Here is a 23163-nt window from a genome sequence, read left to right as displayed (position 1 = left end):
CCCTTCCGGGGCCCGCGCCGCTCAGCCCGCCGCGAGCACGTCGCCGCCCGCCGCGCCCGCCAGCGCGTCCAGCACCGGCGCGATCAGCGGGTGGGCCTCGGCGCCCCGGCGTACGGCGGCGAAGACGCGGCGGGTCGGGGCGGTCCCCCGTACCGGGCGGACCACCACACCGGTCAGGGCCATGCCCCGGAGCGCGGTGCGCGGCACCAGGGCGACGCCGGCGTCCGCGCCGGCGAGGGCGACCACCGCGTGGAAGTCGTCCGAGGAGTGTTCGAGGTTCGGCGCGAAACCGGCGTACTCGCAGGCCAGGACCACCACGTCGTGGCAGGGGTTGCCCGGGTAGGGCCCGATCCAGGCGTCCTTGGCCAGTTCGGCGACGGCCACCTGCTCGTGGCCGGCCAGCCGGTGCCCGACCGGGAGCACCGCGTCGAACGGCTCCGAGTAGAGGGGGACGCGGGTGAGGCGGCGGTCGTCCTCGCCCGGTGCGCCCCGGTACTCGACGGCGACGGCGACGTCGACCTGGCGGTCCAGCACCATCGGGACGCTCGCGTCGCCCTCGGCGTCCTGCACCCGGACCTTGATGCCGGGCGCGCTCCGGCTCAGCGCGGCGATGGCGGGGGCGAGGACGAGCCCGATGCCGGTGGCGAACGCGGCGACCGTGACCGTACCGGCCTCGCCCGAGCCGTACGCGGCCAGCTCGGCCTCGGCCCGCTCCAGCTGGGCCAGCACCACGTTGGTGTGGGTGAGCAGGATCTCGCCGGCCGGGGTGAGCCTGGCCCCGCGCGCGCCGCGTTCGACGAGCCGGTGGCCGGTCTCCTGCTCCAGGGCGGCGAGCTGCTGGGAGACGGCGGAGGGGGTCAGGTACAGGGCGGCGGCAGCGGCGGTCACCGTGCCGTGGTCCGCCACGGCACGCAGGACGCGCAGCCGCCGTGCATCGATCATGTGACCCATTGTCCCAGGGGGTGGCTGACCAGTCCCCGCGACCGTTCCGGGACCTCCGCTCAGCTCTCCAGTACGGCGCGCGCGTCGACGAACGCGTCCACCGCGCGGTTCACGTCGTCCATGGAGTGCGCCGCGGAGAGCTGGACGCGGATGCGGGCCGCGCCCTGCGGGACGACCGGGTACGAGAACCCGATCACGTACACACCGCGCTCCAGGAGCAGCTCCGCCATCCGGCCTGCCTTCGCCGCGTCCCCGATCATGACGGGGGCGATGGCGTGGTCGCCGGGCAGGATGTCGAAGCCCTCCTCGGTCATCCGGGTGCGGAAGAGCGCGGTGTTGGCGTTGAGCCGCTCGCGCAGGTCGCCGGCGGACTCCAGCAGGTCGATGACCTTGAGGGAGGCGGCGGCGATGACCGGGGCGAGCGAGTTCGAGAAGAGATACGGGCGCGAGCGCTGGCGCAGCAGGGCGACGATCTCGGCGCGGGCGGCGACGTAACCGCCGGAGGCACCGCCGAGCGCCTTGCCGAGGGTGCCGGTGATGATGTCGACGCGGTCCATGACCCCGTGCAGCTCGGGCGTACCGCGGCCGCCGGCGCCGACGAAGCCGACGGCGTGCGAGTCGTCGACCATGACCATGGCGTCGTAGCGCTCGGCGAGGTCGCAGATCTCGCGCAGCGGCGCGACGTAGCCGTCCATGGAGAAGACGCCGTCGGTGACGATCAGGCGGCGCCGGGCCCCGGACGCGTCCTTGAGCTGGGTCTCCAGGTCGGCCATCTCGCGATTGGCGTAGCGGAAGCGCTTGGCCTTGCACAGGCGGATGCCGTCGATGATCGAGGCGTGGTTGAGGGCGTCGGAGATGACCGCGTCCTCGGCGCCGAGGATCGTCTCGAACACGCCGCCGTTGGCGTCGAAGCAGGAGGAGTAGAGGATCGTGTCCTCCTGGCCCAGGAAGGAGGAGAGCCGCTGCTCCAGCTCCTTGTGGACCTCCTGGGTGCCGCAGATGAAGCGGACCGAGGCCATGCCGTAGCCCCAGCGGTCCAGCGCCTCGTGCGCGGCGGCGATCACCTCGGGGTGGTCGGCGAGGCCCAGGTAGTTGTTGGCGCAGAAGTTGAGCACCTCGCCGGGGCGGCCCCCGGCGGTGACGGCCACGGTCGCGGACTGCGGGGTGCCGATGACGCGTTCGGGCTTGTGCAGCCCGGCGGCCTCGATCTCTTCGAGGGTGGTGCGCAGGTCGTCGCGTACGGAGTCGAACATGCCGGATTCCTTAAAGAGGTGAGGAGGTCAGACGGTCCAGTCGAGGATGACCTTGCCGCCGCGTCCGCTCGCCGCGTCGTCGAAGGCCGCCTCGAAGTCGCGGTAGCCGTACCGGCCGGTGATCACGGGGGCGAGGTCGAGGCCGCCCTCCAGCAGGACGGACATGGCGTACCAGGTCTCGTACATCTCGCGGCCGTAGATGCCCTTGACCGTGATCATCGAGGTGACGATCCGGGCCCAGTCGACGGCGAACTCCTCGGCCGGCAGCCCGAGCATGGCGATCCGGCCGCCGTGCGTCATGTTGGCGATCATGTCGCGCATCGCCTCGGGACGGCCGGACATCTCCAGGCCGATGTCGAAGCCCTCCCGCAGGCCCAGTTCCTTCTGGCCGTCGGCGATGGTCTGCTCGGCGACGTTGAGCGCCAGGCTGACGCCGACCTTGCGGGCCAGGTCGAGACGGGCCTCGCTGACGTCGGTGATGACCACGTTGCGGGCGCCGGCGTGCTTGGCGACGGCGGCGGCCATGATGCCGATGGGGCCGGCGCCGGTGATCAGGACGTCCTCGCCGACCAGCGGGAACGACAGCGCGGTGTGCACGGCGTTGCCGAACGGGTCGAAGATCGCGGCGACGTCGAGGTCGACGGGGACCCGGTGCACCCACACGTTGGAGGCGGGCAGCGCGACGTACTCGGCGAACGCGCCGTCGCGGCCGACGCCGAGGCCCAGCGTGGAGCGGCAGAGGTGGCGGCGGCCGGCCAGACAGTTGCGGCACTTGCCGCACACGAGGTGGCCCTCGCCGCTGACCAGGTCGCCCACGGCGATGTCGACGACGTCCGCGCCGATCGCGGCGACCTCGCCGACGAACTCGTGGCCGAGGACGAGCGGGGTGCTGATGGCCTGCTGCGCCCAGCCGTCGTAGTTGCGGATGTGCAGGTCGGTCCCGCAGATGCCGGTGCGCAGGACCTTGATCAGTACGTCACCGGGGCCCGTCTCGGGCTCGGGGACGTCCATCAGCCAGAGTCCGGGCTCGGCCTTCTGCTTCACGAGTGCCTTCACGGCTGCGGCTCCCTGTACGGCGTTGATCTCCCCGGGCCGGGGGCATGCCAGAGGAAGCCTGCGGCCCGGGGAAGGATGAGAGGGACGGCATGGCAGCGCGCTCGCACCGGCTGCCGCGCACCATCCTCCGCCGTCACGGAGAAATCTGCCGTACCCCGCGCCCCAGGTCCATCGAGCTTTTCTTAAACGGGGCCGCAGCTTGGCTTCACGCCGCGGGCGGTGTGCGCCGTACGACTCAGTCGCGCGGCCAGGGCCGCCCGTCCAGGCGCTCGATGTCCCGGTTGAGCCGGGCGAGGCCGTCCGCGAAGCGGGCGGCCTCCTCCGGGGTCCAGTCGGCCAGGACCCGCCGGAGCCCCTCCCGGTTCTCGGCCCGGTCCTTGTCGAGCCGGCGTTCACCCTCGTCCGTGATGGCGAACTTCCGGGCGATCCCGCCCTCCGGGTCCGGGATGCGGTCGACGACACCGGCCCGGAGCATCGCGGCGGTCTGGCGGTTCAGGGTGGAGGTGTCCAGACCGAAGGCGTCGCGCAGCTGGCCGATGGACATCGGCCCCTGGGCCCGGATACGACTGAGAAGGATGTACGCGCTCCGGTCGAGCCGCCCGTCGCCCCGCGAGGTGATCAGACTCATGTGCCGGCCGAGCAGCATCGTCTCGAACTCGATCCGGTCCACAGGCATGTCCACGCGCGGCTCCCTACGACGACTGTGCGCCCGCCCCGCCGGGACGGCGACCTCTCTGTACAGATATACCACGGAATGCGTGCATGATGCATGTAACGTGTATCGTGCACAACCCGCACGCGGCCCCGCACCGGGCGGCGGGCGAGGTTTGAGCGGCGAGCGCCACTCGAACCGGTTGTCCTGCCTCCCCGGGAGCCGGAGAATCCGCCGCGCCGGGAACGGTCCGCACCCCCGGCCGTAGACTCGCCGGATGGCGAAGTATTTCGACGTACACCCCGAAAATCCCCAGCAGCGCACCATCACCAACGTGGCCGAGAACATCCGCTCCGGGTCGCTCGTCGCGTATCCGACGGACTCCTGCTACGCGCTCGGGTGCCAGCTCGGCAACCGGGACGGCCTGTCCCGCATCCGGGCGATCCGCGACCTCGACGACCGCCACCACTTCACGCTGATGTGCCAGAACTTCGCCCAGCTCGGGCAGTTCGTGCACATCGACAACGACGTGTTCCGTACGGTCAAGGCGTCGACGCCCGGCCAGTACACGTTCATCCTGCCGGCGACGAAGGAGGTGCCGCGCCAGCTGCTGCACCCGAAGAAGAAGACCGTCGGCGTCCGCATCCCGGACCACCCGGTCGTCCAGGCCCTGCTGGCGGAACTGGGCGAACCGCTGCTCTCCAGCACGCTGCTCCTGCCCGACGAGGCCGAGCCCCTGACCCAGGGCTGGGAGATCAAGGAGCGCCTCGACCACGAGGTGGACATCGTGATCGACTCGGGCGACTGCGGCACGGAGCCCACGACGGTCATCGACTTCTCCAACGGCGAGCTGGAGATCGTACGCCGGGGTGCCGGCGACACGTCACGGTTCGAGTAGGCGGCCCGGCCGGCCGGACGACCGGTGTCCGGGCGTCCGGCCCCGCCCCGTCGACCTGCCATAGGAGTTCCCTATACCCCCTGCTGATATTTCGTCTTTGCCGCGCCCTCTTTCCCGGACGTAGCGTCGCAACTGCTCGACGAAACCATTCTTTTCGTCGAGCGGAGATGTGCGCCGATTCCGGGAGGGCAAGGCACATGACCACCACACACGACGCATCACACACACGGGAACTCGCCGGAAAGCGGGCCCTGGTTACGGGCGGCTCCCGCGGAATCGGGGCGGCGCTGGTGCGCCGGCTGCGCGACGCCGGCGCCGAGGTCCTGACGACCGCCAGGTCGGAGCCGGACGAGACGCCGGAGGGCGTCACCTTCGTGGCGGCCGACGTACGGACGCGGGCCGGCGCGGAGACGGTCGCGGCGGCTGCGCAGAAGCTGCTGGGCGGGATCGACATCCTGGTCAACAACGCGGGCGGGGCACGGCCGTTCCGGCACACCGGGGACATCCCCGACGAGGAGTGGCAGGACCAGCTGGAGCTGAACTACCTGGCGTCGGTCCGGCTGGACGCCCTGCTGGCACCGGGGATGCGGGAGCGGCGCTCGGGGGCGATCGTGCACGTCTCCTCGGCCGCGACCCCGTTCACGGCGCCGCCGTTCCTGCACTACACCGCGGCGAAGGCGGCACTGGAGAACTACAGCCGGGGGCTGGCCCTGGAGTTGGCCCCGTTCGGGATCCGGGTCAACGTCGTCAGCCCCGGCCGGACCGAGACGCCCGGCGGCGAGGCGACGCGGGAGGAGTGGGGCCGCCTGGTCCCGGGCTCGGGTGCGGACGACTCCGGGGTGCCGCTGGGACGCGTCGGCAGGCCCGAGGACATCGCCGAGGCGGTGCTGTTCCTCGCATCCGACCGGGCGAGCTGGGTGACGGGAAACATCCTCACCGTGGACGGCGGTGAATTCCCCCGGCATTGAGAGACGTGGAATCGGTCCATGTCTCCCGCCCGAGGAGGTCGAGCAGGGCCGTCTCGCCCGGACCCGCGTCCTGCCTGAGCACCGCGATGACCGGCTGGGTCACGGCCGGGAACACGGGACGGACCAGGTGCTCGTGGCCGGGCGGAACGGCGGAGGACGGAACCAGTGTCACGCCCAGCCCGCGGGCGGCCCAGCGCACGGCCGTCGCGGTCTGGGAGACGCGGGCGGCCGTGACCGGGGCACAACCGTTGTCCTTCAGCACGCTCAGCAGCACGCCGTCGAGCGCGCTGTCCCGGTCGAACCTGATCCACGCCTCCCCCGCCAGCTCACGCAGATCGACCCGGTCCAGGGCGAGTTGCGGATGCCCGGCGCCGAGCACCACGACGAACTCCTCGTCACCGAGCCGGTGGGCGTCGGCGGGGGTCCGCTCGCACGAGGCCATCAGCGCCAGGTCGAGCACCCCCCGACGGCACAGTCGCTCCAGCTCCGCGGAGCTCGGCTCCTCGAAGACGGTCACCGCCAGCCGGGGGAAGCGGCGCCGCAGCGCGTCCAGCGCGCCCGGCATCTGCCGCGTACCGAAGCCCATCTGCGCCGCGACCACCAGCTCCCCCACCAGCTCGTCCGCACCGGCCCGCGCCGTCGCCCTGGCCCGGCGCGCCGCCCCCACGGCGACCTCCGCCTCCCGCAGGAAGGCCCGGCCGACGACGGTGGGCACAAGCCCGGTCGGCGTGCGGGCGAACAGTTCCACACCGAGCTCCCGCTCCAGTCCGCGGATCTGCTGGGACACCGACGGCTGTGCGACGCGCAGCCGCTCCGCCGCCGCCGTCACCGAGCCCTCCTCGGCGACTGCCAGGGCGTACTCGAACTGACGGAGACTCATCGGCTCCCGCTCCTCTCCCCGGTGGACCGCGGACCGGGCCCGTCCCTCCGGTGCTGACCCCCGTTACATCGCGGAGTGCGGCCCGCATATTCCGCCGTGGGGCCAAGCCGACGCGCCTCCTTGATAGCGTCGCCCCAGCGACTGCGGAGCACTCCCCGCCGGGGTCGCCGCTCTGCCGGGCCGGCGCTGCCACCGCGCGAGCGCGTGCGGGTGGCAGGGGATCTTCACGGCAGGGACGAAGAGAGCCGACGCATGAGCCTCGCGCAGTTGCACTACACCTCCGCGGCGGACGGGGACGGGACCGGCGAGGACGGGCCGACAGCCGCCCGTTTCACGATGGTTGACGCCTCGATACCCGCCTCCGTGCTGACCGAGGCGGAGCCGCTCCTGACGTACGAGGCGCCGCACGACACGCCGGAGCGGCTCACGGACACCGCCCTGCGGGCCCTGCCCGAAGCGCTCCACTTCAGTCTGCTGTCCGACGGCAGCCGGCTGCTGGCCCGGACCGTCGCGGTCCGTTCCGCCCGGTCCTCCGCCGTACGCTTCCACACCCACGCGGTCCATCTGCCCACCGGGACCCGGCTGCCGGAGGGGACGCTGCCGCTCACCGCCTGCCGGTCCGCCCGCTGGGCCGCCGTCACACCGGACCGCCCGCTGCCCGACCCGCTCGCCGCACTGCCCGCCGCGACCGGTCACGAGGCGCGCGAGCGCGAGGCGCTCAACGACTTCGCCGTCTCGCGCGGCCCCTGGCTGGCCGGAGTGCTCCGCGGACTGCGCCGCCTTCACGGACCGGACGCCCCGGAGCGGATCGTGCTCGTCGAGCGGCAGAGCGCGGATGTCGCCCGCTGGATCGCGCTGGCCGGGCTCACACTGCCTGACGGTCTCGCCGAGCGGCTGACCTTCACCACCTACACCCGCCGCCCGCGCGACGCCGCGCAGCGGGTCGTCGGGGTGCTGCCCGAGGACGCCGGGGAGCTGGCGGACCCGGCACTCAGCGTGCATGTGTGCAGCGGGCCGCGCCCCGAGGGGCCGGTGGGCGACGCCTGGGCGGAGACGGCGGCCCGCGTCTGGCGCGGCCGGGCGCCGGAACTGTTCCGGGAGGCCGCCGCGCTGCCCGGGGAGCCGTTCGCGGCGGGGCCGCTGGCGGTGACGGCCCTGTGCGCCGGCATACCCCTCGGCACCGAGGAGCGCGCGGCGGCGGCCGGCTGGGCCGCCGAGCGGCCGTACGCGCTGGACGGGAAGCGGACCCGGCAGCTGGTCGAGGCGCTGACCGCACCCGGGGTCGACGACCGCTCCGGTCCCGAATTCGACGCCGCCGGAAGGCTGTTCGCCGCGCTCGACGGCCGCTCCCCCGCGGCCACCACCGCCCCGCTGGCCGCGATGCTGGTGACGGAGGCGGTGCGCGGCGGCAACGGCTCCCTGGAGCTCCCGGGCCGTACCGCCTTCAGTGGCCCCGAGGGGGCCGCCGTGGCCGAGGTGCTGGCGCCGGAGATCCTGGCCGAGCTGGGCGGTGCGGGCGTCGGCCTGGACGTCGCCCGTACGGTGCAGCTCCTGCGGGTGGCCCGGCTGCTCGGGGTGGACTGCTCCGGGCTGCTGCCCTCGGTCGTGGACCGGCTGGCCCCCGCGCTGCTGACGGGCGGCGAGGCGGGCGCCCCGGGCTGGGCGCCGGCGCTGCTGGAGCTGATGGACGAGCAGTTCGACGTCCGTACCGCCCTGCTCGGCGCGCTCGACCGGATCGCGCCGGACAGCCCGGCCGGGGTGGAACTGCTGCTGAGCCGGGTCCCGCTGCCCTTCACCGGCACACAGGCGCTGCCGCATCTGCGGATGTGCGCCGGGGCTCCGGAGGCCGAGGCCGGCTGCGGGGACGACCGGGTGGCGGCGCTGCAGCGGATCCTGCGGGCCGGCGGGGTGTCCCCGTTCGCGGAGCCGCTGGTGCTGCGGACGGCCGTGGGCCTGGTGTGGGACGACGAGGCCCCCACGGCCGCCGAGGCCCGGCTGCTGCTGGAGGCGGCGACCTCCGACGCGCACCGGGCGGCCGGCACCTGGTCGCACCTGGTGGCCGCCGCGCTCTCGGCCCCCGGCGACGACGGCGAGGCCCCGGAGCTGGCCCACGACCTGCTGCGCGGGTTCCCGCAGGAGACCGGGGGCCGGGTGCGCGCGGCGCTCCAGCTGCTCCGGTTCGCCCGCGAGGTGCGCTCGGGGGCTGCGGAGCCGGAGTGGGCCGAACGGGTGCGGGCGCTGCGCGCGGAGGCCGAGCCCGTGGAGCCCGGCGTGCTCGGGCAGGCGTGCGATGCGGTGGCGGCCCGGCTGCTGGCGCCGGAGCGGCCCGATGCGGAGCTGTACGCCGTCGTGCACAGTGGGGACGAGGACCTGATCGCCGCCTACGAGCGGACGGCGCGCGGTGACGCCGTCCGGGCCCGGCTGGCGGCGGACCCCTCGTACGCCGCGGACTGCTTCACGGTCTGGACGGCCCACCCGCACGCCGGCCCCGCCTGGAGCGCGGCCGCCACCGGGCTCCTGGAGGAGGTGCTGCGCCCCGTGGTGCGCAGGCTTCCCGCCGACCGGGTCGCCGCCGTCGAGGAGGCCGTCGGGCGCTCGGGGAGCATCGGGCGGGCGGAGGCCTTCCGCGACTGGAACCGCCGGGAGCGCCGCACCCTGGGCAGCCTGGGCCGCCGTATCGCGGGGCGGGTCCGGCGGGCCTGAGCGGGGCGCGGGCCGCTCCCGGCTGCGGGTACCGTTGAGGGCACCGATCTCGTGCGCCCTCCTGGCGGGCTGCGTGGACCCCAGGAGGATCAGCACATGACGACGAACCGCGGCCGCAAGGACGTCATCCGCGACCGGATGGCGGCGACCGGCGAGTCGTACAACGTGGCGGCCCGCAACCTCAAGGCGATGAAGGACATGGGCGCCACTCGCGAGGCCGTCCTCACCCAGCGCTGGCAGCCGGCGGACTCGCTCGACGTGCCCTGCCCCTGCGGCGGCACCTGCGAGCCGGGTGAGCGGTGCGGGCGCTGCCACGCGCTCCACCGCCATGTGGCGCGCTACCCGGGCAGCACCACCGAGGTGGAGACCTGGGTGGACCGCTACGAGTGCCTGGGCTGCCCGGCCTCGTACACCCTGACCGTGACCCTGCCGGGCCGCCCCTGGGGTGTCGCGGAGACGGTGGTCAGGGGCGGCGCGGCGGAGGAGGTCGTGCGGGCCCGGGTGTTCCCCGGGGTGGCGCACCCGCTGCTGCGCCAGGAGGACCCGGCCGAGGACTGACGCTGGGCGCCGGTCCTCGTACCGGGGGCCGGAGGGATCAGGCGTCCGGGCTCAGCCGCAGCGAGATCGAGTTGATGCAGTACCGCTGGTCCGTCGGGGTCGGGTAGCCCTCGCCCTCGAAGACATGGCCCAGGTGGGAGCCGCAGCGGGCGCAGCGGACCTCGGTGCGGACCATGCCGTGGCTGCGGTCCTGGATCAGTTCGACCGCGTCGGTGTCCTTCGGGTCGTAGAAGGACGGCCAGCCGCAGTGCGACTCGAACTTGGTGTCGGAGCGGAACAGCTCCGCGCCGCAGGCCCGGCAGGAGTAGACGCCCTCGGTCTTGGTGTCCGTGTACTCACCGACGAACGCGGGCTCGGTGCCGGCCTTGCGCAGCACCGCGTACTCGGCGGGGGTGAGCTCCTCCCGCCACTGTTCGTCCGGCTTCTCGACGTCGTACGGCACGGTGGCTCCTTCAGCTCGACAGGTGGTCCAGGATCTGCGGGCCGAGGTCGGTGACGTCGCCCGCTCCCATGGTGAGAACGAGGTCGCCGGGCTTCGCCATTCCCGCGATGACCTCGGGGACCCGCTCCTTGTCGTGGACCGCCGTGACGTCGGCGCCGGCGGCGGTCGCGGCGTCGATGATCAGGGCGCTGGTGACGCCGGGGACCGGGTCCTCGCGGGCCGGGTAGATGTCCAGGACCACGGAGGCGTCGGCGAGCGCGAGGGCCTGGCCCATCTCGGTGCCGAGCTCCTGGGTGCGGGAGAACAGGTGGGGCTGGAAGACGACGAGGAGGCGGGCGTCGGTGGCGGCGCCGCGCATGGCCTCCAGGTCGGCGGTCATCTCGGTGGGGTGGTGGGCGTAGCTGTCGATGACCTGGACGCCGGCCGCCTCGCCCTTGAGCTGGAGGCGGCGCTTGACCCCGGTGTACTTGCCGAGGGCCGAGGCGAGGTTGTGGGCGGGGATGCCGAGGGCGATGCCCGAGGCGAGGGCGGCCACCGCGTTGAGCGCGTAGTGGCGGCCGGGGACGGAGACGGTGAAGGTGAGGAACTTCCCGCCCAGGATCACCGTGACCTCGCTGGTCAGGCCGCGCGGGGTGATCTTGTGGACGCGTACGTCGGCGGTGTCGGACTCGCCGTAGGTGACGACGGTGAGCGCGGGCAGCGCCTCGCGGACCCGGCGGGTCAGCTCGGCTGCGCCGGACTGGTCGGCGGAGACGACGAGGGTGCCGCCGGGGACGATCTTGCCGGCGAAGGTCTCGAAGGACTCGTAGATCTCGTCCATCGACGCGTAGTTCGCGTGGTGGTCCAGTTCGACGTTGAGGACGATCGCGACGTCGGGGTCGTACTTCTGGAAGCTGCGGTCGCTCTCGTCGGCCTCGGCGACGAAGATCTCGCCCTCGCCGTGCGTGGCGTTGGTGCCGGGCCCGGCCAGGTCGCCGCCGATGGCGTACGAGGGGTCGAGGTCCAGCTCGCTCAGGGCGACGGCCAGCATCGAGGTGGTGGTGGTCTTGCCGTGGGTGCCCGCCACCGCGATGGAGCGCAGCCCGCCCATCAGCGAGGCCAGGGCGTCGGAGCGGTGCACGACGGGGATCGACAGCTCCCCGGCGCGCACCAGCTCCGGGTTGTCGGCGCGGATGGCGCTGGAGACGACCACACAGCTGGCGTCGTCCGCCAGGTGCCCGGCGGCGTGCCCGATGTGGACGGTCGCCCCCAGCGCGCGGAGCGCCTCGGCCGTCGGGGACTCCTTGGCGTCGCTGCCGGCGACCTTTGCGCCGCGCTGGGCGAGGATCTTGGCGATGCCCGACATTCCGGCGCCGCCGATGCCGATGAAGTGCGGTCGTTCCATGGCGGCGGGAATGCCGGGTGCCATCTGTGCTCCTGCGGGTTTCGAGTGGGTTCGGGTGCGGCCCCGGGTGCCACTCCCGGGCCACGGGCCCAGCCTATTCGCTGTGCGCGAAGAGCTTGAGCACCGGGACGCCGACCTTGTGCCGGGCGCGGGAGGCCCAGTCGCGGTGGAAGAACTCCTCGACGTAGTGGGGCGCGGTGAGCACGATGACCTCGTCGGCCTCCGACTCCTCGACCACCGAGGTGAGCTTGTCCAGGGGGTGGTCCTCGATCACCTGTCCGACGGCCTCGGAGCCCGCCTGGCGCAGGGCCTCCAGGGACACCTCCAGGGCGAGTCCGGCCGACTCCCTGGCGCTCCTGCCCTCGGGCTCCTCGTTCTCGCGGGCCGCTTCCTTCAGTTCGCCCATCGCCAGGTCGTCGATGGCCCGCAGCAGGACGTCCGCCTGGTCGCCGCGCGGCTGCATGAGGACGACGAAGGAGGTCCGCTCCTCCCCGTGCAGGGTGGTGACGAACTCGACGTCCCCCGCCGTGAGGGCCTTCTCGATCATCAAAACGCTGGTGAACACCACAGAGCCCTTCTCTTCAGCGGCCGTCGCCGGTCGCTGCTGAAACCATCCTTCCCCGCGCTCGCACGGGGTCTGCGAGATCCATTCTGCCCACGGAACGCTAAGCGGAACGTGATATTCCGCTGTTTGTCGCCCGGGGTGGCGGTACGGGAGACCTCTGGGCGTACGGGAACGGCCGGGGCTCAGGGCCGGCGGTACCGGGAGAAGAGGAATCCGTCCTCCTCCAGCAGCGAGCCCAGGACGAATCGTTTCGGCACGGCGACCGCGGGCCCACCGGCGATCCGCTGGGCGTCCCCGGCCGTGAGCATGGGCGCGACGGTCAGGCACAGCTCGTCCAGCACCTCCCCGGCCACGAACTGGCCCAGCAGCCGGGGCCCGCCCTCCGTCAGCAGCCGCCGGTGCCCCCGGCCGGCCAGCTCCCGCACCGCGCGGGCCGGGTCGACGCGCGAGCCCTCCCCCGCGATCACCACCTCGGCGCCCGCCTTGCGGGCCGTCTCGATCCGGTCCGGGGGTGCGCCCGCCCCGGTCAGGACGAGCGTCGGGACCAGCGGCGAGACGAAGAGCGGAAGCGAGAAGTCCAGGTCCAGGCTGCCGCTGACCACGGCGACGGCCGGCGCGACGGTCTGGCCGGCCGCCGCCCGCCGCGCCGCGAAGGCTTCCCGCGCACGGGCCGGCCGGTAGCCCTCCTGGCGTACGGTCTGGGCGCCGGCGATCACCACGTCGGCCAGGCCGCGCAGGGTGCCGAAGATCCGCATGTCGCTCTCGCAGGAGATCGGCTGCGAGCGGCCGTCGTGCTGGGCGGCCCCGTCGAGGGTCGAGACCATGTTGGCGCGCAGCCAGGGCCCGTCCGTCTCGGGGTAGGCGTAGGCGTCGGCGAGCCGGTCCAGGCTCCATTCGCCCGGGGCTTCGGCCGCTGTCAGGTCGGTCACAGGGAACAGGCGTCGCATGTCCGGCAGTCTGGCACGGGTCGTAAGCTTGACGGTTGTGTCGTCCTCCCACGCCGTGCCGGGGTCCAGCCCCATAGCCGAAACGGCCCCGCTGTCCCTGTGCGCCCGCGAGCCGCACGTCCCCGCCGACCGTCTGGTCGCCGAGATGGTGCCGCCGCCGCGCTTCGACTCGGTGCGTTTCGATACGTACGTACCCGACCCGAACCAGCCGAGCCAGACCGAGGCGGTCCGGGTCCTGAGCGACTTCGCCGCCGGGCTCGGCGGGGCGCACGCGTCGGGGTCCGGGAAGCGCAAGTGGTTCGGCCGGAAGGCGGAGGCCAAGCCGTCCGGGCCGCGCGGTGTCTACCTCGACGGCGGCTACGGGGTCGGCAAGACCCACCTGCTCGCCTCCCTCTGGCACGCCACGCCGGCCGCGCCCGAGCTGAAGGCGTTCGGCACGTTCGTCGAGCTGACGAACCTGGTGGGGGCGCTCGGCTTCCAGCAGACCGTACGGACGCTGAGCGGGCACCGGCTGCTGTGCATCGACGAGTTCGAGCTGGACGACCCGGGCGACACCGTGCTGGTGTCCTCGCTGCTGAGCCGGCTGGTCGAGGAGGGCGTCGCGCTGGCCGCGACCTCCAACACGCTGCCCGGCAAGCTCGGCGAGGGACGGTTCGCCGCCGCCGACTTCCTGCGCGAGATCCAGGGGCTCTCGGCGCACTTCCGCCCGCTGCGCATCGACGGCGAGGACTACCGTCACCGGGGTCTGCCCGAGGCCCCGCCGCCGTACTCGGACGAAGAGGTCACCAAGGCCGCGTACGCCACGCCGGGTGCCAGCCTGGACGACTTCCCCTCGCTCCTCGACCACCTGGCCCGCGTCCACCCCAGCCGGTACGGGGCACTGACGGACGGAATGAAGGCGGTGTGCCTCACCGAGGTGCGGCCGGTGCCCGACCAGTCGACCGCTCTGCGGCTCGTGGTGCTCGCGGACCGGCTGTACGACCGGGAGGTGCCGGTCCTCGCGTCCGGGCTGCCCTTCGACAAGCTGTTCAGTGAGGAGATGCTGAACGGCGGGTACCGGAAGAAGTACTTCCGGGCGATCTCCCGGCTCACGGCGCTGGCGCGTGACGCGAAGGGGCTGGTGGCGCAGTAGGTTCGGGGGCGTAAGGACGTACCAGCGGCGGGACACGACGACGTGCCCCGCCGGCCCGTACCACCGCGCACCGTTCGAAGGGACCAGCATGGCTACCACGCGTACCGCCCACACGGAGTGGGAAGGCAACCTCCTGGAGGGCAAGGGGGTCGTCACCCTCGACTCGTCCGGGATCGGCGAGTACCCGGTCTCCTGGCCGTCCCGTGCGGAGGCGGCGAACGGGAAGACCAGCCCGGAGGAGCTGATCGCAGCGGCCCACTCCAGCTGCTTCTCGATGGCGCTCTCGCACGGCCTCAGCGGCGCCGGCACCCCGCCGGCCCGGCTGGAGACGAAGGCCGATGTCACCTTCCAGCCCGGCACCGGCATCACGGGCATCCACCTCACCGTGGTGGGTACCGTGCCGGGTCTCGACGAGGCCGACTTCGTCAAGGCCGCCGAGGACGCCAAGGCCAACTGCCCGGTCAGCCAGGCGCTTTCCGGCACCACGATCACTCTGAGCGCGTCGCTCGCCTGATCGCTCCCCCGCTGTGTCCCCGGGCCGTCGGCCCGGGGACACAGTCGTATTGCCACCGGCCGTGTTCACCTTCCGGCCATCTTGAATCCTCCTGCAATACACCCGGGTTTCTCATCGCTTCCTCATCCGTCGTTGGTTGCGTGTCGCGGGCCGGCCGGTCCGGCACGGACGACGAAGGAGGCGCACGGTGTCGCAACCCGACACGGCTACCGAGGACCCCCCACCGCTGCATGTGGCGAGCAGGCTGCACGCCTTCAACAGATACGAGCTGAAGTACCTGGTCCCGGTAAAGCAGGCCGCCGAACTGCGCGACGAGCTCGGGGAGCGGATGGACCGCGACCTCAACAGCCCGGTCGGCGGGTACGGGGTGTGGAGCCTGTACTACGACTCCCCCGAACTGCGGTTCTACTGGGAGAAGATCGAGGGCCTGAAGTTCCGCCGCAAGCTGCGCATCAGGCACTACGGCGAACCGGTCGGGGTCACGGACGACTCCCCCGTCTGCGTCGAGATCAAACAGCGCGTCAACCGGGTCACCCAGAAACGCCGCATCACCCTGCCGTACGGCACGGCCCGCCGGCTCTGCGACGGGCGCGAGCTGGTGGAGCACTCCCCTAAGGAGCGCGCGTTCGTCCACGAGGTGCTCGACCTGGTCGTACGGCTGAACCTCAGGCCCACCGCGATGACCGGCTACCAGCGCGAGGCGCTGGTCGGGCGCGCCGCCGACACCGGGCTGCGGGTCACCTTCGACCGGCGCATCCGGGGCCGCGACCGCGACTTCCACTTCGGGCAGGCCGATCCGGAGAACCGGTTCACCGTCCCGCCGCACATGTCGGTGATGGAGATCAAGGTCAACGAGCGCACCCCGCACTGGATCACCGACCTGGCGGCCCGCCGGAACCTGAGCCTGATCCGGGTCTCCAAGTACGTCCAGTCCATCGAGGCGTTCGGGCTGGCACCCCGCTCCGCCTTCCATCTCCACGAGGCGGACTGTCCGCCGCCCGCCACCTCCCCCCTCGACACGCGGCTGCCGGCGCAGGAGTCGCCGGTGAAAGCAGGAGCACAGTGAATTTCGATCTGCAGGAACTCAGCGGGACGTTCAGCGTCACCGACGTCGTCGCGGCGATGGTGCTGTCCTTCGTCCTGAGCACGGTCATCGGTTACGTCTACCGGTACACCCACCGGAACGTGTCCTACAGCCAGTCCTACGTGCAGACCCTCGTCATCGTCGGCATGATCGTCGCGCTGATCATGCTGGTCGTCGGCTCCAACCTGGCACGGGCGTTCTCCCTGGTCGGCGCGTTGTCCGTGGTCCGGTTCCGGAACGCGGTCAAGGAGACCCGGGACGTCGGCTTCATCTTCCTGGCGATGGCCATAGGCATGGCCTGCGGCGCCCGCTTCTACACGCTGGCCGCTGTCGGCGCGGTCGTGATCTGCGTGGTCGTCGTCATCATGCACAAGTTCGACTGGTTCGCCCTGAACGTCCAGCGCCAGGTGGTCAAGGTCCAGGTCCCGGCGGGCGAGGACTACACGCCGGGCATCCGTGACGTCCTGATCAAGTACACGACCGAATTCGAGCTGGTGAGTACGGAGACGATCCGGGGCGGGGCGCTGAACGAAGTGTTCTACACGGTCCGCATGAAGAAGGGCACCGAGCCCGGCGACCTGGTCACCGCGCTCCAGGAGCGCACCTCCGGCCAGCGTGTAACTGTTCTTACCGGTTACGACACCACCGACCTGTGAGCCCCGTCGACGGCACGCCCCGCGGGCGACGGCTGCGCGACCGCGTGCCCGTACGCCTGCGGCACCACTGGAAGCCCGCCGGGGCACTGTGCGCGGGGCTCGCGGTGATGCTGTACGCGTTCGGCGACGCCCGTATCTCCCCGTACGTCACCTCCGCCTCGCGGGTGGAGGCCGACACGATCACGGAGGACGTGAAGGGCACGGTCGGGCTGTACGACACGTCGGTGAAGCACTCCGTGCAACTGGAGTACAAGCAGACCGACTTCGACAAGATGATGAAGGAGTTCAAGAAGGACGGCACGAAGGACTCCATCCCGGCGGACCTCACGATCGACGGGGTCTACCTGACGGACGTCGGCATCCGGCTCAAGGGCAACTCGACCCTGATGTCCCTGCGGGGGAACCGGGGCGGGATGCCGGGCGGCGGCCAGATGCCCGCCGGCGGCGCGGATCAGCGCGGCGGGAAGGCATCGGGCGGAAACGGCGAGATGCCGGAGCCGCCGACGGGTGGCGGTCAGGCGGCCGGCGGTCAGGCGGCCGGTGACACGGCTGCCGGTGGAGGCCAGGACGGCGGCGACAAGGCGGCCGACGGTGGCGGTGCCGCAGCGGGCGGGGCCGGTGGCGGACGCGGCGGCGGGATGACGCAGTACAACCTGTCCGCCGACAAGCCCGAGGAACTCCCCTGGCTCATCAAGATCGACGAGTACGTGGAGGGCCGCGCCTACCAGGGCGAGCGGGAGATCTCACTGCGTCCGGGCAGCAACCCCCAGGTCCCCGTCAACGAGGCGCTGGCGCTCTCGCTGATCGACGGGACCGGGGAGCCGGCCGAGCGGTTCGGCTTCACGACCCTGAAGGTCAACAACCGTCCGACGGCCGTACGGCTGATGGTCGAGAACCCCGACACCGAGTACGCCGAGGCGGTCGAGGGCGAGTCGGTGGTCTACAAGGCCAGAGCGGGCGGCACGTTCGACTACCAGGGCGACGACCCCTCGAAGTACGAGACGTCGTTCCGGCAGCTCAACAAGGTCGGCAGCCAGGACCTCGAACCCGTGATGAAGCTGGCCAAGTGGGTGGAGAAGGCCTCCGACAAGGAGTTCGCCGCCGACCTCGACAAGCACGTCGACGTCGACTCGTTCGCCCACTACGTCGCCACGCAGAATCTGCTGATGAACTTCGACGACATGGCGGGCCCGGGGAAGAACTACCTCCTCGGATACGACCTGAACAGCAAGAAGTTCTCGGTGCTGGGGTGGGACTACAACCTCACCTTCAGCGGGGACGCGACGGCCGGGCCGGACGACCGGATGAGCATGGGCGGCGGCATGGGCGGCCGTCCCGGCGGCACCGGCGGCAAGGACGGCGCCACCGGCGGCCAGATGCCCGAAGGCATGCCGGAAGGGATGCCCGAGCTGCCCGAGGGCGCGCAGATGCCCGACGTCGGCGACATGCCCGGGGCGCCGGACGGTGACGCGGGCAAGGGCGGCGGAGGCGGCGGCATGCGGTCCGGCCACGCGCTCAAGGAGCGCTTCCTGGAGCTCGACGCCTTCGACGCCGTCTACAAGAAGGCCTACCAGGACCTGTACGAGAAGTTCTACGGCTCCGGCAAGGCCACGAAGGCGCTCAAGGACCTCGCGGCGCAGGTCACCCGGGCCGGCGTCCCCGCGAAGGACGTCGAGAGCGCGGTGGGCACCCTGCGCACCACGGTCACCGAGCGGACCGCCGCGCTGGCGAAGAACAAGGAGGTGACGGGCTGACGGCCCGCGGCGTCCCGGGGGCTCCCCGGGGCGCCGCCGTTCCTGTGCATCGCGCACAAGTTCGGCCGTTAGCATCGCGCGGCGCGGTGCCGACAGGCCCGTGTCCGCAACGCCGTGAGGTGATCCTTCCGATGGGCGACCGGCCGGCCCGGCACACCGTCCTGGTCGTCGAGGACGACCCGAGCATCCGCACCCTGCTCACCTCCGCGCTGACCGCGGCCGGGTACCGCGTCGCCTCGGCGGCGAACGGGCGGGACGGGGTCGGCGAGGTGGACCGCTGCCGGCCGGACCTGGTCGTGCTGGACGTGATGCTCCCGGACACGGACGGCTTCGCCGTGACGCGGGAGCTGCGGGCTCGGGGCGATTACACCCCGGTGCTGTTCCTGACCGCGCGCACCGATATCGAGGACCGCATCATCGGGCTCAGTTCGGGCGGCGACGACTACGTCACCAAGCCGTTCCACATTCAGGAGATCCTGCTGCGGATACGGGCGATCCTGCGCCGCACCGGGGGTGCTCCCCGCCCGGCCGCCGAGCGGCCTCCGCTGCGGTACGCGGATCTGAGCGTCGACCGCGAACGGCACACCGTGCACCGGGCCGGAGAGCCCATGCAGTTGTCGCCCACCGAGTTCCGGCTGCTGGTGTGCCTGGTGTCCCGGCCGGAGAAGGTGCTGGAGAAGCAGGACATCCTGCTGGACGTGTGGAGTTACGGCTTCGCCGGGGACACCCGCATCGTCGACACGTACATCAAGAACCTGCGCCGCAAGATCGACCGTGTGGGTCCGCCGCTGATCCACACCGTGCGGGGCGTGGGCTACTGCCTGCGGCTGCCCCGCGAGGACGCGCCGTGAGGCTCCTGCCGCGCCGGCCCCGCTCGGTGCGGACCCGGCTGGTGCTGATCTCCACCGTGCTGGCCACCGTGGCCGTGCTGGTCTCCCAGGCGGCCGGCCTCGCGGTCATGCGATCCTGGCTGACCGGCCAGATCGACCAGCGGCTGACCCAGTTCCGCCCGCCGCCCCCGGCCGCGTACGGGAAGCCGCCCCACGGCCTCGCGCCGGAGGACGTCCTGCCCTCCGACTTCCGGGTCTTCTTCTACGCCCCCGACGGCCGGCTCAGGTCCGATTCGCTCGGCAGCGGCACCGGCCGGCCCCGGCTGCCCGCCTCCGCCTCCCGTCTCGCCCTGGAGGACGGGCGGCCCGCCACCGTGCCGGACGCCGGCGGGGGCGGGGGCTGGCGGGTGGTCGCGGACCGGGGCCCGGACGGACGGCCCGTCGTCGTCGCGCTGCCCCTCGACACCGTGGAGGGGGCGACGTCCAAGCTGTTGTGGTTCAGCCTCGCGATCGGTGCCGTGGTCGCCGCCGGGGTCGGGCTGCTGGGCAGCGCCGCCGTGCGCCTGGGGCTGCGCCCGCTGGCCCGGATGGAGCGGACGGCCCTGCGCATCACCGGCGGCGAGTCGGCCCTGACCGTGGCGGACACCGATCCGCGTACAGAGACCGGGAGGCTCGGGATCGCCTTCAACACGATGCTCGGCCAGGTCCGGGCCGCCCTGCTGCGCAAGGACGCGTCCGAGCGGCGGCTGCGGCGCTTCATGGCCGACGCGGGCCACGAACTGCGCACCCCGCTCACCTCGATCCAGGGCTTCGCCGAACTCCTCGTGGAGCAGCCGCGCCTGCCCGCCGCGCGCCGCCGCGAGGCCCATGAGCTGATCGCCCGGAACGCCGAGCGGATGAGCCGGCTCGTCGACGACCTCTTCCTGCTCGCCAAGCTGGGGTACGCGCCCGTGGCGCACCGGGAGACGGTGGACCTGCTGTCGCTCGCGGCGGACGGGGTCGGCGCGGCCGTCGTCGCGCATCCGGGGCGTGAGGTGCGGCTGGCCCCGCTGGGCGGCGGGGGCGGCGACGGTCCGGGGGCCACGCTGGACGTGGTGGATGCGCTGGGCGACGCGCATCAGCTGTCCCAGGTGATCGCGAATCTGCTGGCCAACGCCTGCCGCCACACCCCGCCCGGTGCCCGCGTGGAGGTCCGGGTCGGCGCGGTGCGCACGGGTGCGGAGACCGGGGGGACCGACCGGCCCGGCCGCAGCAGCGCCACGGTCGCCCTGCCCGCCGGGGTGCCGGCCTGCGTGGTCGAGGTCGCCGACGACGGCCCCGGGCTGACACCGGACGCGGCCCAGCAGGTGTTCGAACGGTTCTACCGGGGGCCGTCGGCCGGGGAGAACGTCGAACCCGGGTCGGGGCTCGGCCTGTCGATCGCCGCCACCATCGCCGAGGCGCACGGCGGGCGGCTCGAACTCGACACCCGGCCGGGCCACGGCTGCGTCTTCCGTCTGCTGCTGCCCCGGAGCGTCGGCGCCGGTCCGCACGGCCCGGCGTGACAACGTTCAGCGACGGCCTCCACCGGGCAGGCCTGCTCTTGACGAAGCCATGTCACCTGTCCCCCACACAGGGAGTTGCTCATGTCAGTCGCACCCCGCCCCACCGCCACCCGGCGGAACGTTCTGGCCGCGAGCGGCGCCGCCGCCGTCTCCCTCGCCTTCACCGGAGCGTTCACCGAACTCTTCGCGGGCAGCTCCGCCGCCCGCGGTCACGAGGGTTACGGCCCGCTCGCGCCGGACCCGGACGGCCTGCTGGACCTGCCGAAGGGCTTCCGCTACCGGGTGCTGTCCCGGGAGGGCGACCCCCTGCGCTCGGGCGAGGGCCAGGTCCCCAGCCACTGCGACGGGATGGCCGCGTTCCGGGGCCGGGGCGGGCACGTCCGACTGGTGCGCAACCACGAGAACCGGGTGGACGCCGCGATCCCCGTACCCACGGCCGAAGGGCTCACGTACGACCCGATGGGCAAGGGCGGCTGTACGGCCCTGGAGCTCGACGGCCACAACCGGGTGCTGTCCGAGCGCGTCGCCATCGCCGGTACGGCGGTGAACTGCGCGGGCGGGCGCACCCCTTGGGACACCTGGCTGACCTGTGAGGAGACGGAGGACAAGGCCGGCACCAACGGGTACACCAAGGACCACGGCTACATCTTCGAGGTGGACGGCGCCGACCCGCACCGCACCGGCGCCGTGCCGCTGACCGCGATGGGCCGCTTCCAGCACGAGGCGATCGCGGTCGATCCGCGCGACGGGACCGTGTACGAGACGGAGGACGCCTTCGAGAAGCCGTTCGGCCTCTTCTACCGTTTCCTGCCGAAGAAGCCGCTGGGCGGTACGGGTTCGCTGCGGGCGGGCGGCCGGCTGGAGGCCATGCGGGTGCCGGGGCTGGCGGACCTCTCGGCCGTCCAGGAGACCGGGACGGTGTTCGAGGGCGTCGAGTGGGTCCCCGTACCGGATCCGCAGGCCGCCGAAACGCCCATCAGGTTCCAGGACTTCGGCCCCCGGGGCATCACCCACGGCCAGAAGCTGGAGGGCTGCTACTGGGGCGGCTCGTGCGTCTACTTCGTCTCCAGCTTCGCGCACCGCGACGAGGGTTCGGCGGCGGACCACTACGGCCAGGTCTGGCGCTACGACCCCGCACGGCGCCGGCTGACCCTGGTCATCGTCTTCGGTCCGGACACCGACCTCCAGCTGCCCGGCGAGTCCCCCGACAACATCACCCTCGCCCCCGACGGCGGCCTGATGGTCTGCGAGGACGGCGGCGGCGCCCAGCACGTGTTCGGCCTGACCCGGCGCGGCGAGGTGTACCCGATGGCGCGCGGCCGGCAGAACACCGGGACGCCGGAAGAGCCGGAGTGGGGCGAGTTCGCGGGCGTCACGTTCGCACCGGACTACGGGACGATGTACGTGAACGTCTACACGCCGGGCACCACGTTCGCGGTGACGGGACCATGGCGCTGACGGGCTGAGACCTCGTGCGCCATCTGCGTGGGGCGGAGCCCGGTCGGCGGGCCCGCCCCGCGCAAACCGCCGGTCGATCGGCTAGCTTCCGGAAATGGTCAGATATGCGTACAAAATGGCTGCTCTGGGTGTGCTGGGTGCGGTGCTCGTCGGATGCGGCCGGGCCGGGCCTCGTACAGCCGCGGAACGGCCCCCGGCCTCCGCCTCCCCCTCGCCTTCGGCCTCCATCGAGCGGCCCGCCGTCATGGCGCCCGGCCCCGGCGGGCTGACCCCCGTCTTCACGCGGGGGTCGCAGCACGCGGCCCAGGTCGTCGCGCTCAGCTTCGACGCCGACATGACGGCCGACGAGGGACCGCGCGCGGCGGCCGGTGAGCACTTCGACAACCCGGAACTGATCGCCCTGCTGCGCCGGCTGAAGGTGCCCGCGACGGTGTTCATGACGGGGCGGTGGGCCGAGGAGTACCCGGACCAGGCCCGCTCCATCGGCACCGACCCGCTCTTCGAGATCGGCAACCACTCCTACAGCCACTACGCCTTCACGACACCCTGCTACGGGCTGCCGACGGTGGAGGAGGGCGGCGTGCGCAAGGAGGTCCAGCGGGCCTTCGGGGCGATCCGCGGGACCGGTGCCCGCAATGTGGTGCCGTACTTCCGGTTCCCCGGCGGCTGCTACGACGACGACACGCTGCGCGCCCTCGGGCCGGAGAAGGTGACGGCCGTGCAGTGGGACGTCGTCAGCGGCGACGCCTTCGCGACGGACGCGGACGCGGTGGCCGAGCAGGTGCTGGACGGGGTGCGGTCCGGTTCGCTCGTCGTCATGCACTGCACCCGCAGCGCGGCCCCGGTGACCGCCGAAGCGGTCCGCCGGGTCGTGCCGGAGCTGCGGAAGCGCGGCTACCGCTTCGTCAAGGTGTCCGAGCTGATGGCCGGGTAGCGGCCGGAC

The 23163-nt window shown here is 72.6% G+C and carries 22 protein-coding genes; 13 read left to right on the top strand and 9 right to left on the bottom strand.

Annotation, left to right across the window (positions count from 1 at the left end):
* Positions 1-21: 21 nt before the first annotated feature.
* The 4 genes from EAO73_RS00845 to EAO73_RS00830 form a co-directional block, all read right to left on the bottom strand.
* On the bottom strand, positions 22-942 hold the full coding sequence (locus EAO73_RS00845; RefSeq protein WP_147969520.1) for a LysR family transcriptional regulator: 921 nt from the start codon (positions 940-942) through the stop codon (positions 22-24).
* 59 nt (positions 943-1001) lie between these two features.
* The gene (locus tag EAO73_RS00840; RefSeq protein ID WP_147969519.1) at positions 1002-2195 is read right to left on the bottom strand and encodes a glycine C-acetyltransferase; all 1194 of its coding nucleotides are present in this window, start codon (positions 2193-2195) and stop codon (positions 1002-1004) included.
* 27 nt (positions 2196-2222) lie between these two features.
* The gene (tdh, locus tag EAO73_RS00835; protein WP_147969518.1) at positions 2223-3251 is read right to left on the bottom strand and encodes an L-threonine 3-dehydrogenase; all 1029 of its coding nucleotides are present in this window, start codon (positions 3249-3251) and stop codon (positions 2223-2225) included.
* A gap of 235 nt (positions 3252-3486) precedes the next feature.
* Positions 3487-3933: a MarR family winged helix-turn-helix transcriptional regulator gene (locus tag EAO73_RS00830; protein ID WP_147969517.1), complete on the bottom strand. Its 447-nt coding sequence runs from the start codon at positions 3931-3933 to the stop codon at positions 3487-3489.
* 247 nt (positions 3934-4180) lie between these two features.
* Between EAO73_RS00830 and EAO73_RS00825 the strand changes: the two genes are divergently transcribed.
* Positions 4181-4801 (top strand): L-threonylcarbamoyladenylate synthase, encoded by a 621-nt coding sequence (locus EAO73_RS00825; protein ID WP_147969516.1) that lies wholly within the window; start codon positions 4181-4183, stop codon positions 4799-4801.
* A 197-nt stretch (positions 4802-4998) separates the two neighbouring features.
* Positions 4999-5769 carry an SDR family oxidoreductase gene (locus tag EAO73_RS00820; protein ID WP_147969515.1) on the top strand — a complete coding sequence of 257 codons (771 nt, stop codon included), beginning with the start codon at positions 4999-5001 and terminating at the stop codon, positions 5767-5769.
* Here EAO73_RS00820 and EAO73_RS00815 read toward each other — a convergent pair.
* Positions 5735-6649 (bottom strand): LysR family transcriptional regulator, encoded by a 915-nt coding sequence (locus tag EAO73_RS00815; protein ID WP_147969514.1) that lies wholly within the window; start codon positions 6647-6649, stop codon positions 5735-5737. The two genes, EAO73_RS00820 and EAO73_RS00815, sit on opposite strands and share 35 nt — an antisense overlap.
* 252 nt (positions 6650-6901) lie before the next feature.
* Between EAO73_RS00815 and EAO73_RS00810 the strand changes: the two genes are divergently transcribed.
* Together EAO73_RS00810 and EAO73_RS00805 are read left to right on the top strand one after the other, a co-directional pair.
* Entirely contained in the window at positions 6902-9352 is a 2451-nt protein-coding gene (locus tag EAO73_RS00810) for a GTPase-associated protein 1-related protein (protein ID WP_147969513.1), read from the top strand.
* A 96-nt stretch (positions 9353-9448) separates the two neighbouring features.
* Complete coding sequence (locus EAO73_RS00805; RefSeq protein ID WP_147969512.1) at positions 9449-9910, top strand: hypothetical protein; 462 nt, start codon at positions 9449-9451, stop codon at positions 9908-9910.
* 37 nt (positions 9911-9947) lie between these two features.
* On the opposite strand, the gene msrB is transcribed toward EAO73_RS00805, so the two are convergent.
* The 4 genes from msrB to EAO73_RS00785 all read right to left on the bottom strand — a co-directional run bounded on the left by msrB (position 9948) and on the right by EAO73_RS00785 (position 13248).
* The gene (msrB, locus tag EAO73_RS00800; protein ID WP_132901111.1) at positions 9948-10352 is read right to left on the bottom strand and encodes a peptide-methionine (R)-S-oxide reductase MsrB; all 405 of its coding nucleotides are present in this window, start codon (positions 10350-10352) and stop codon (positions 9948-9950) included.
* A 10-nt stretch (positions 10353-10362) separates the two neighbouring features.
* Entirely contained in the window at positions 10363-11760 is a 1398-nt protein-coding gene (gene murC, locus EAO73_RS00795) for a UDP-N-acetylmuramate--L-alanine ligase (protein ID WP_147969511.1), read from the bottom strand.
* Between the two features lie 70 nt (positions 11761-11830).
* Positions 11831-12283, bottom strand: coding sequence for an indole-3-glycerol phosphate synthase (locus EAO73_RS00790; protein WP_147969959.1), 453 nt, complete (start codon positions 12281-12283; stop codon positions 11831-11833).
* 200 nt (positions 12284-12483) lie between these two features.
* Complete coding sequence (locus tag EAO73_RS00785) at positions 12484-13248, bottom strand: pyrimidine reductase family protein (protein WP_191133890.1); 765 nt, start codon at positions 13246-13248, stop codon at positions 12484-12486.
* Between the two features lie 37 nt (positions 13249-13285).
* Here EAO73_RS00785 and zapE point away from each other — a divergent pair, with 37 nt between their 5' ends.
* From zapE to EAO73_RS00740, 9 genes are all read left to right on the top strand, one after another.
* A complete protein-coding gene (zapE, locus tag EAO73_RS00780; RefSeq protein WP_147969509.1) occupies positions 13286-14380 on the top strand; it encodes a cell division protein ZapE in 1095 nt (364 codons plus the stop codon).
* An 88-nt stretch (positions 14381-14468) separates the two neighbouring features.
* Positions 14469-14894, top strand: a complete 426-nt coding sequence (locus EAO73_RS00775; protein ID WP_147969508.1) for an OsmC family protein — start codon at positions 14469-14471, stop codon at positions 14892-14894.
* Between the two features lie 187 nt (positions 14895-15081).
* A complete protein-coding gene (locus EAO73_RS00770) occupies positions 15082-15960 on the top strand; it encodes a polyphosphate polymerase domain-containing protein (RefSeq protein ID WP_147969507.1) in 879 nt (292 codons plus the stop codon).
* Positions 15957-16634 carry a DUF4956 domain-containing protein gene (locus EAO73_RS00765; RefSeq protein WP_147969506.1) on the top strand — a complete coding sequence of 226 codons (678 nt, stop codon included), beginning with the start codon at positions 15957-15959 and terminating at the stop codon, positions 16632-16634. The genes EAO73_RS00770 and EAO73_RS00765 overlap by 4 nt, the downstream gene beginning before the upstream one ends.
* Complete coding sequence (locus tag EAO73_RS00760; RefSeq protein ID WP_147969505.1) at positions 16631-18388, top strand: CotH kinase family protein; 1758 nt, start codon at positions 16631-16633, stop codon at positions 18386-18388. The genes EAO73_RS00765 and EAO73_RS00760 overlap by 4 nt, the downstream gene beginning before the upstream one ends.
* A 131-nt stretch (positions 18389-18519) precedes the next feature.
* A complete protein-coding gene (locus EAO73_RS00755) occupies positions 18520-19239 on the top strand; it encodes a response regulator transcription factor (protein ID WP_147969504.1) in 720 nt (239 codons plus the stop codon).
* Positions 19236-20762: a sensor histidine kinase gene (locus EAO73_RS00750; protein WP_147969503.1), complete on the top strand. Its 1527-nt coding sequence runs from the start codon at positions 19236-19238 to the stop codon at positions 20760-20762. Before EAO73_RS00755 ends, EAO73_RS00750 begins: the two co-directional genes overlap by 4 nt.
* A gap of 81 nt (positions 20763-20843) precedes the next feature.
* Positions 20844-22220 carry an alkaline phosphatase PhoX gene (locus EAO73_RS00745; protein ID WP_147969502.1) on the top strand — a complete coding sequence of 459 codons (1377 nt, stop codon included), beginning with the start codon at positions 20844-20846 and terminating at the stop codon, positions 22218-22220.
* Positions 22221-22335: 115 nt separating this feature from the next.
* Entirely contained in the window at positions 22336-23154 is an 819-nt protein-coding gene (locus EAO73_RS00740) for a polysaccharide deacetylase family protein (protein WP_191133889.1), read from the top strand.
* Positions 23155-23163 lie beyond the last annotated feature (9 nt).

The sequence above is a fragment of the Streptomyces sp. col6 genome, from assembly GCF_008042035.1.
Lineage (GTDB): Bacteria > Actinomycetota > Actinomycetes > Streptomycetales > Streptomycetaceae > Streptomyces.
This window is presented reverse-complemented; position numbering and strand designations above follow the sequence as displayed.

Coding starts and splice junctions, on each gene's coding strand:
- EAO73_RS00740 (WP_191133889.1), top strand. CDS start 22,336: ATGGCTGCTCTGGGTGTGCTGGGTGCGGTGCTCGTCGGATGCGGCCGG.
- EAO73_RS00745 (WP_147969502.1), top strand. CDS start 20,844: ATGTCAGTCGCACCCCGCCCCACCGCCACCCGGCGGAACGTTCTGGCC.
- EAO73_RS00815 (WP_147969514.1), bottom strand. CDS start 6,649: ATGAGTCTCCGTCAGTTCGAGTACGCCCTGGCAGTCGCCGAGGAGGGC.
- EAO73_RS00785 (WP_191133890.1), bottom strand. CDS start 13,248: ATGCGACGCCTGTTCCCTGTGACCGACCTGACAGCGGCCGAAGCCCCG.
- EAO73_RS00805 (WP_147969512.1), top strand. CDS start 9,449: ATGACGACGAACCGCGGCCGCAAGGACGTCATCCGCGACCGGATGGCG.
- EAO73_RS00775 (WP_147969508.1), top strand. CDS start 14,469: ATGGCTACCACGCGTACCGCCCACACGGAGTGGGAAGGCAACCTCCTG.
- EAO73_RS00810 (WP_147969513.1), top strand. CDS start 6,902: ATGAGCCTCGCGCAGTTGCACTACACCTCCGCGGCGGACGGGGACGGG.
- EAO73_RS00790 (WP_147969959.1), bottom strand. CDS start 12,283: ATGATCGAGAAGGCCCTCACGGCGGGGGACGTCGAGTTCGTCACCACC.
- EAO73_RS00845 (WP_147969520.1), bottom strand. CDS start 942: ATGATCGATGCACGGCGGCTGCGCGTCCTGCGTGCCGTGGCGGACCAC.
- murC (WP_147969511.1), bottom strand. CDS start 11,760: ATGGCACCCGGCATTCCCGCCGCCATGGAACGACCGCACTTCATCGGC.
- EAO73_RS00825 (WP_147969516.1), top strand. CDS start 4,181: ATGGCGAAGTATTTCGACGTACACCCCGAAAATCCCCAGCAGCGCACC.
- EAO73_RS00820 (WP_147969515.1), top strand. CDS start 4,999: ATGACCACCACACACGACGCATCACACACACGGGAACTCGCCGGAAAG.
- EAO73_RS00755 (WP_147969504.1), top strand. CDS start 18,520: ATGGGCGACCGGCCGGCCCGGCACACCGTCCTGGTCGTCGAGGACGAC.
- EAO73_RS00840 (WP_147969519.1), bottom strand. CDS start 2,195: ATGTTCGACTCCGTACGCGACGACCTGCGCACCACCCTCGAAGAGATC.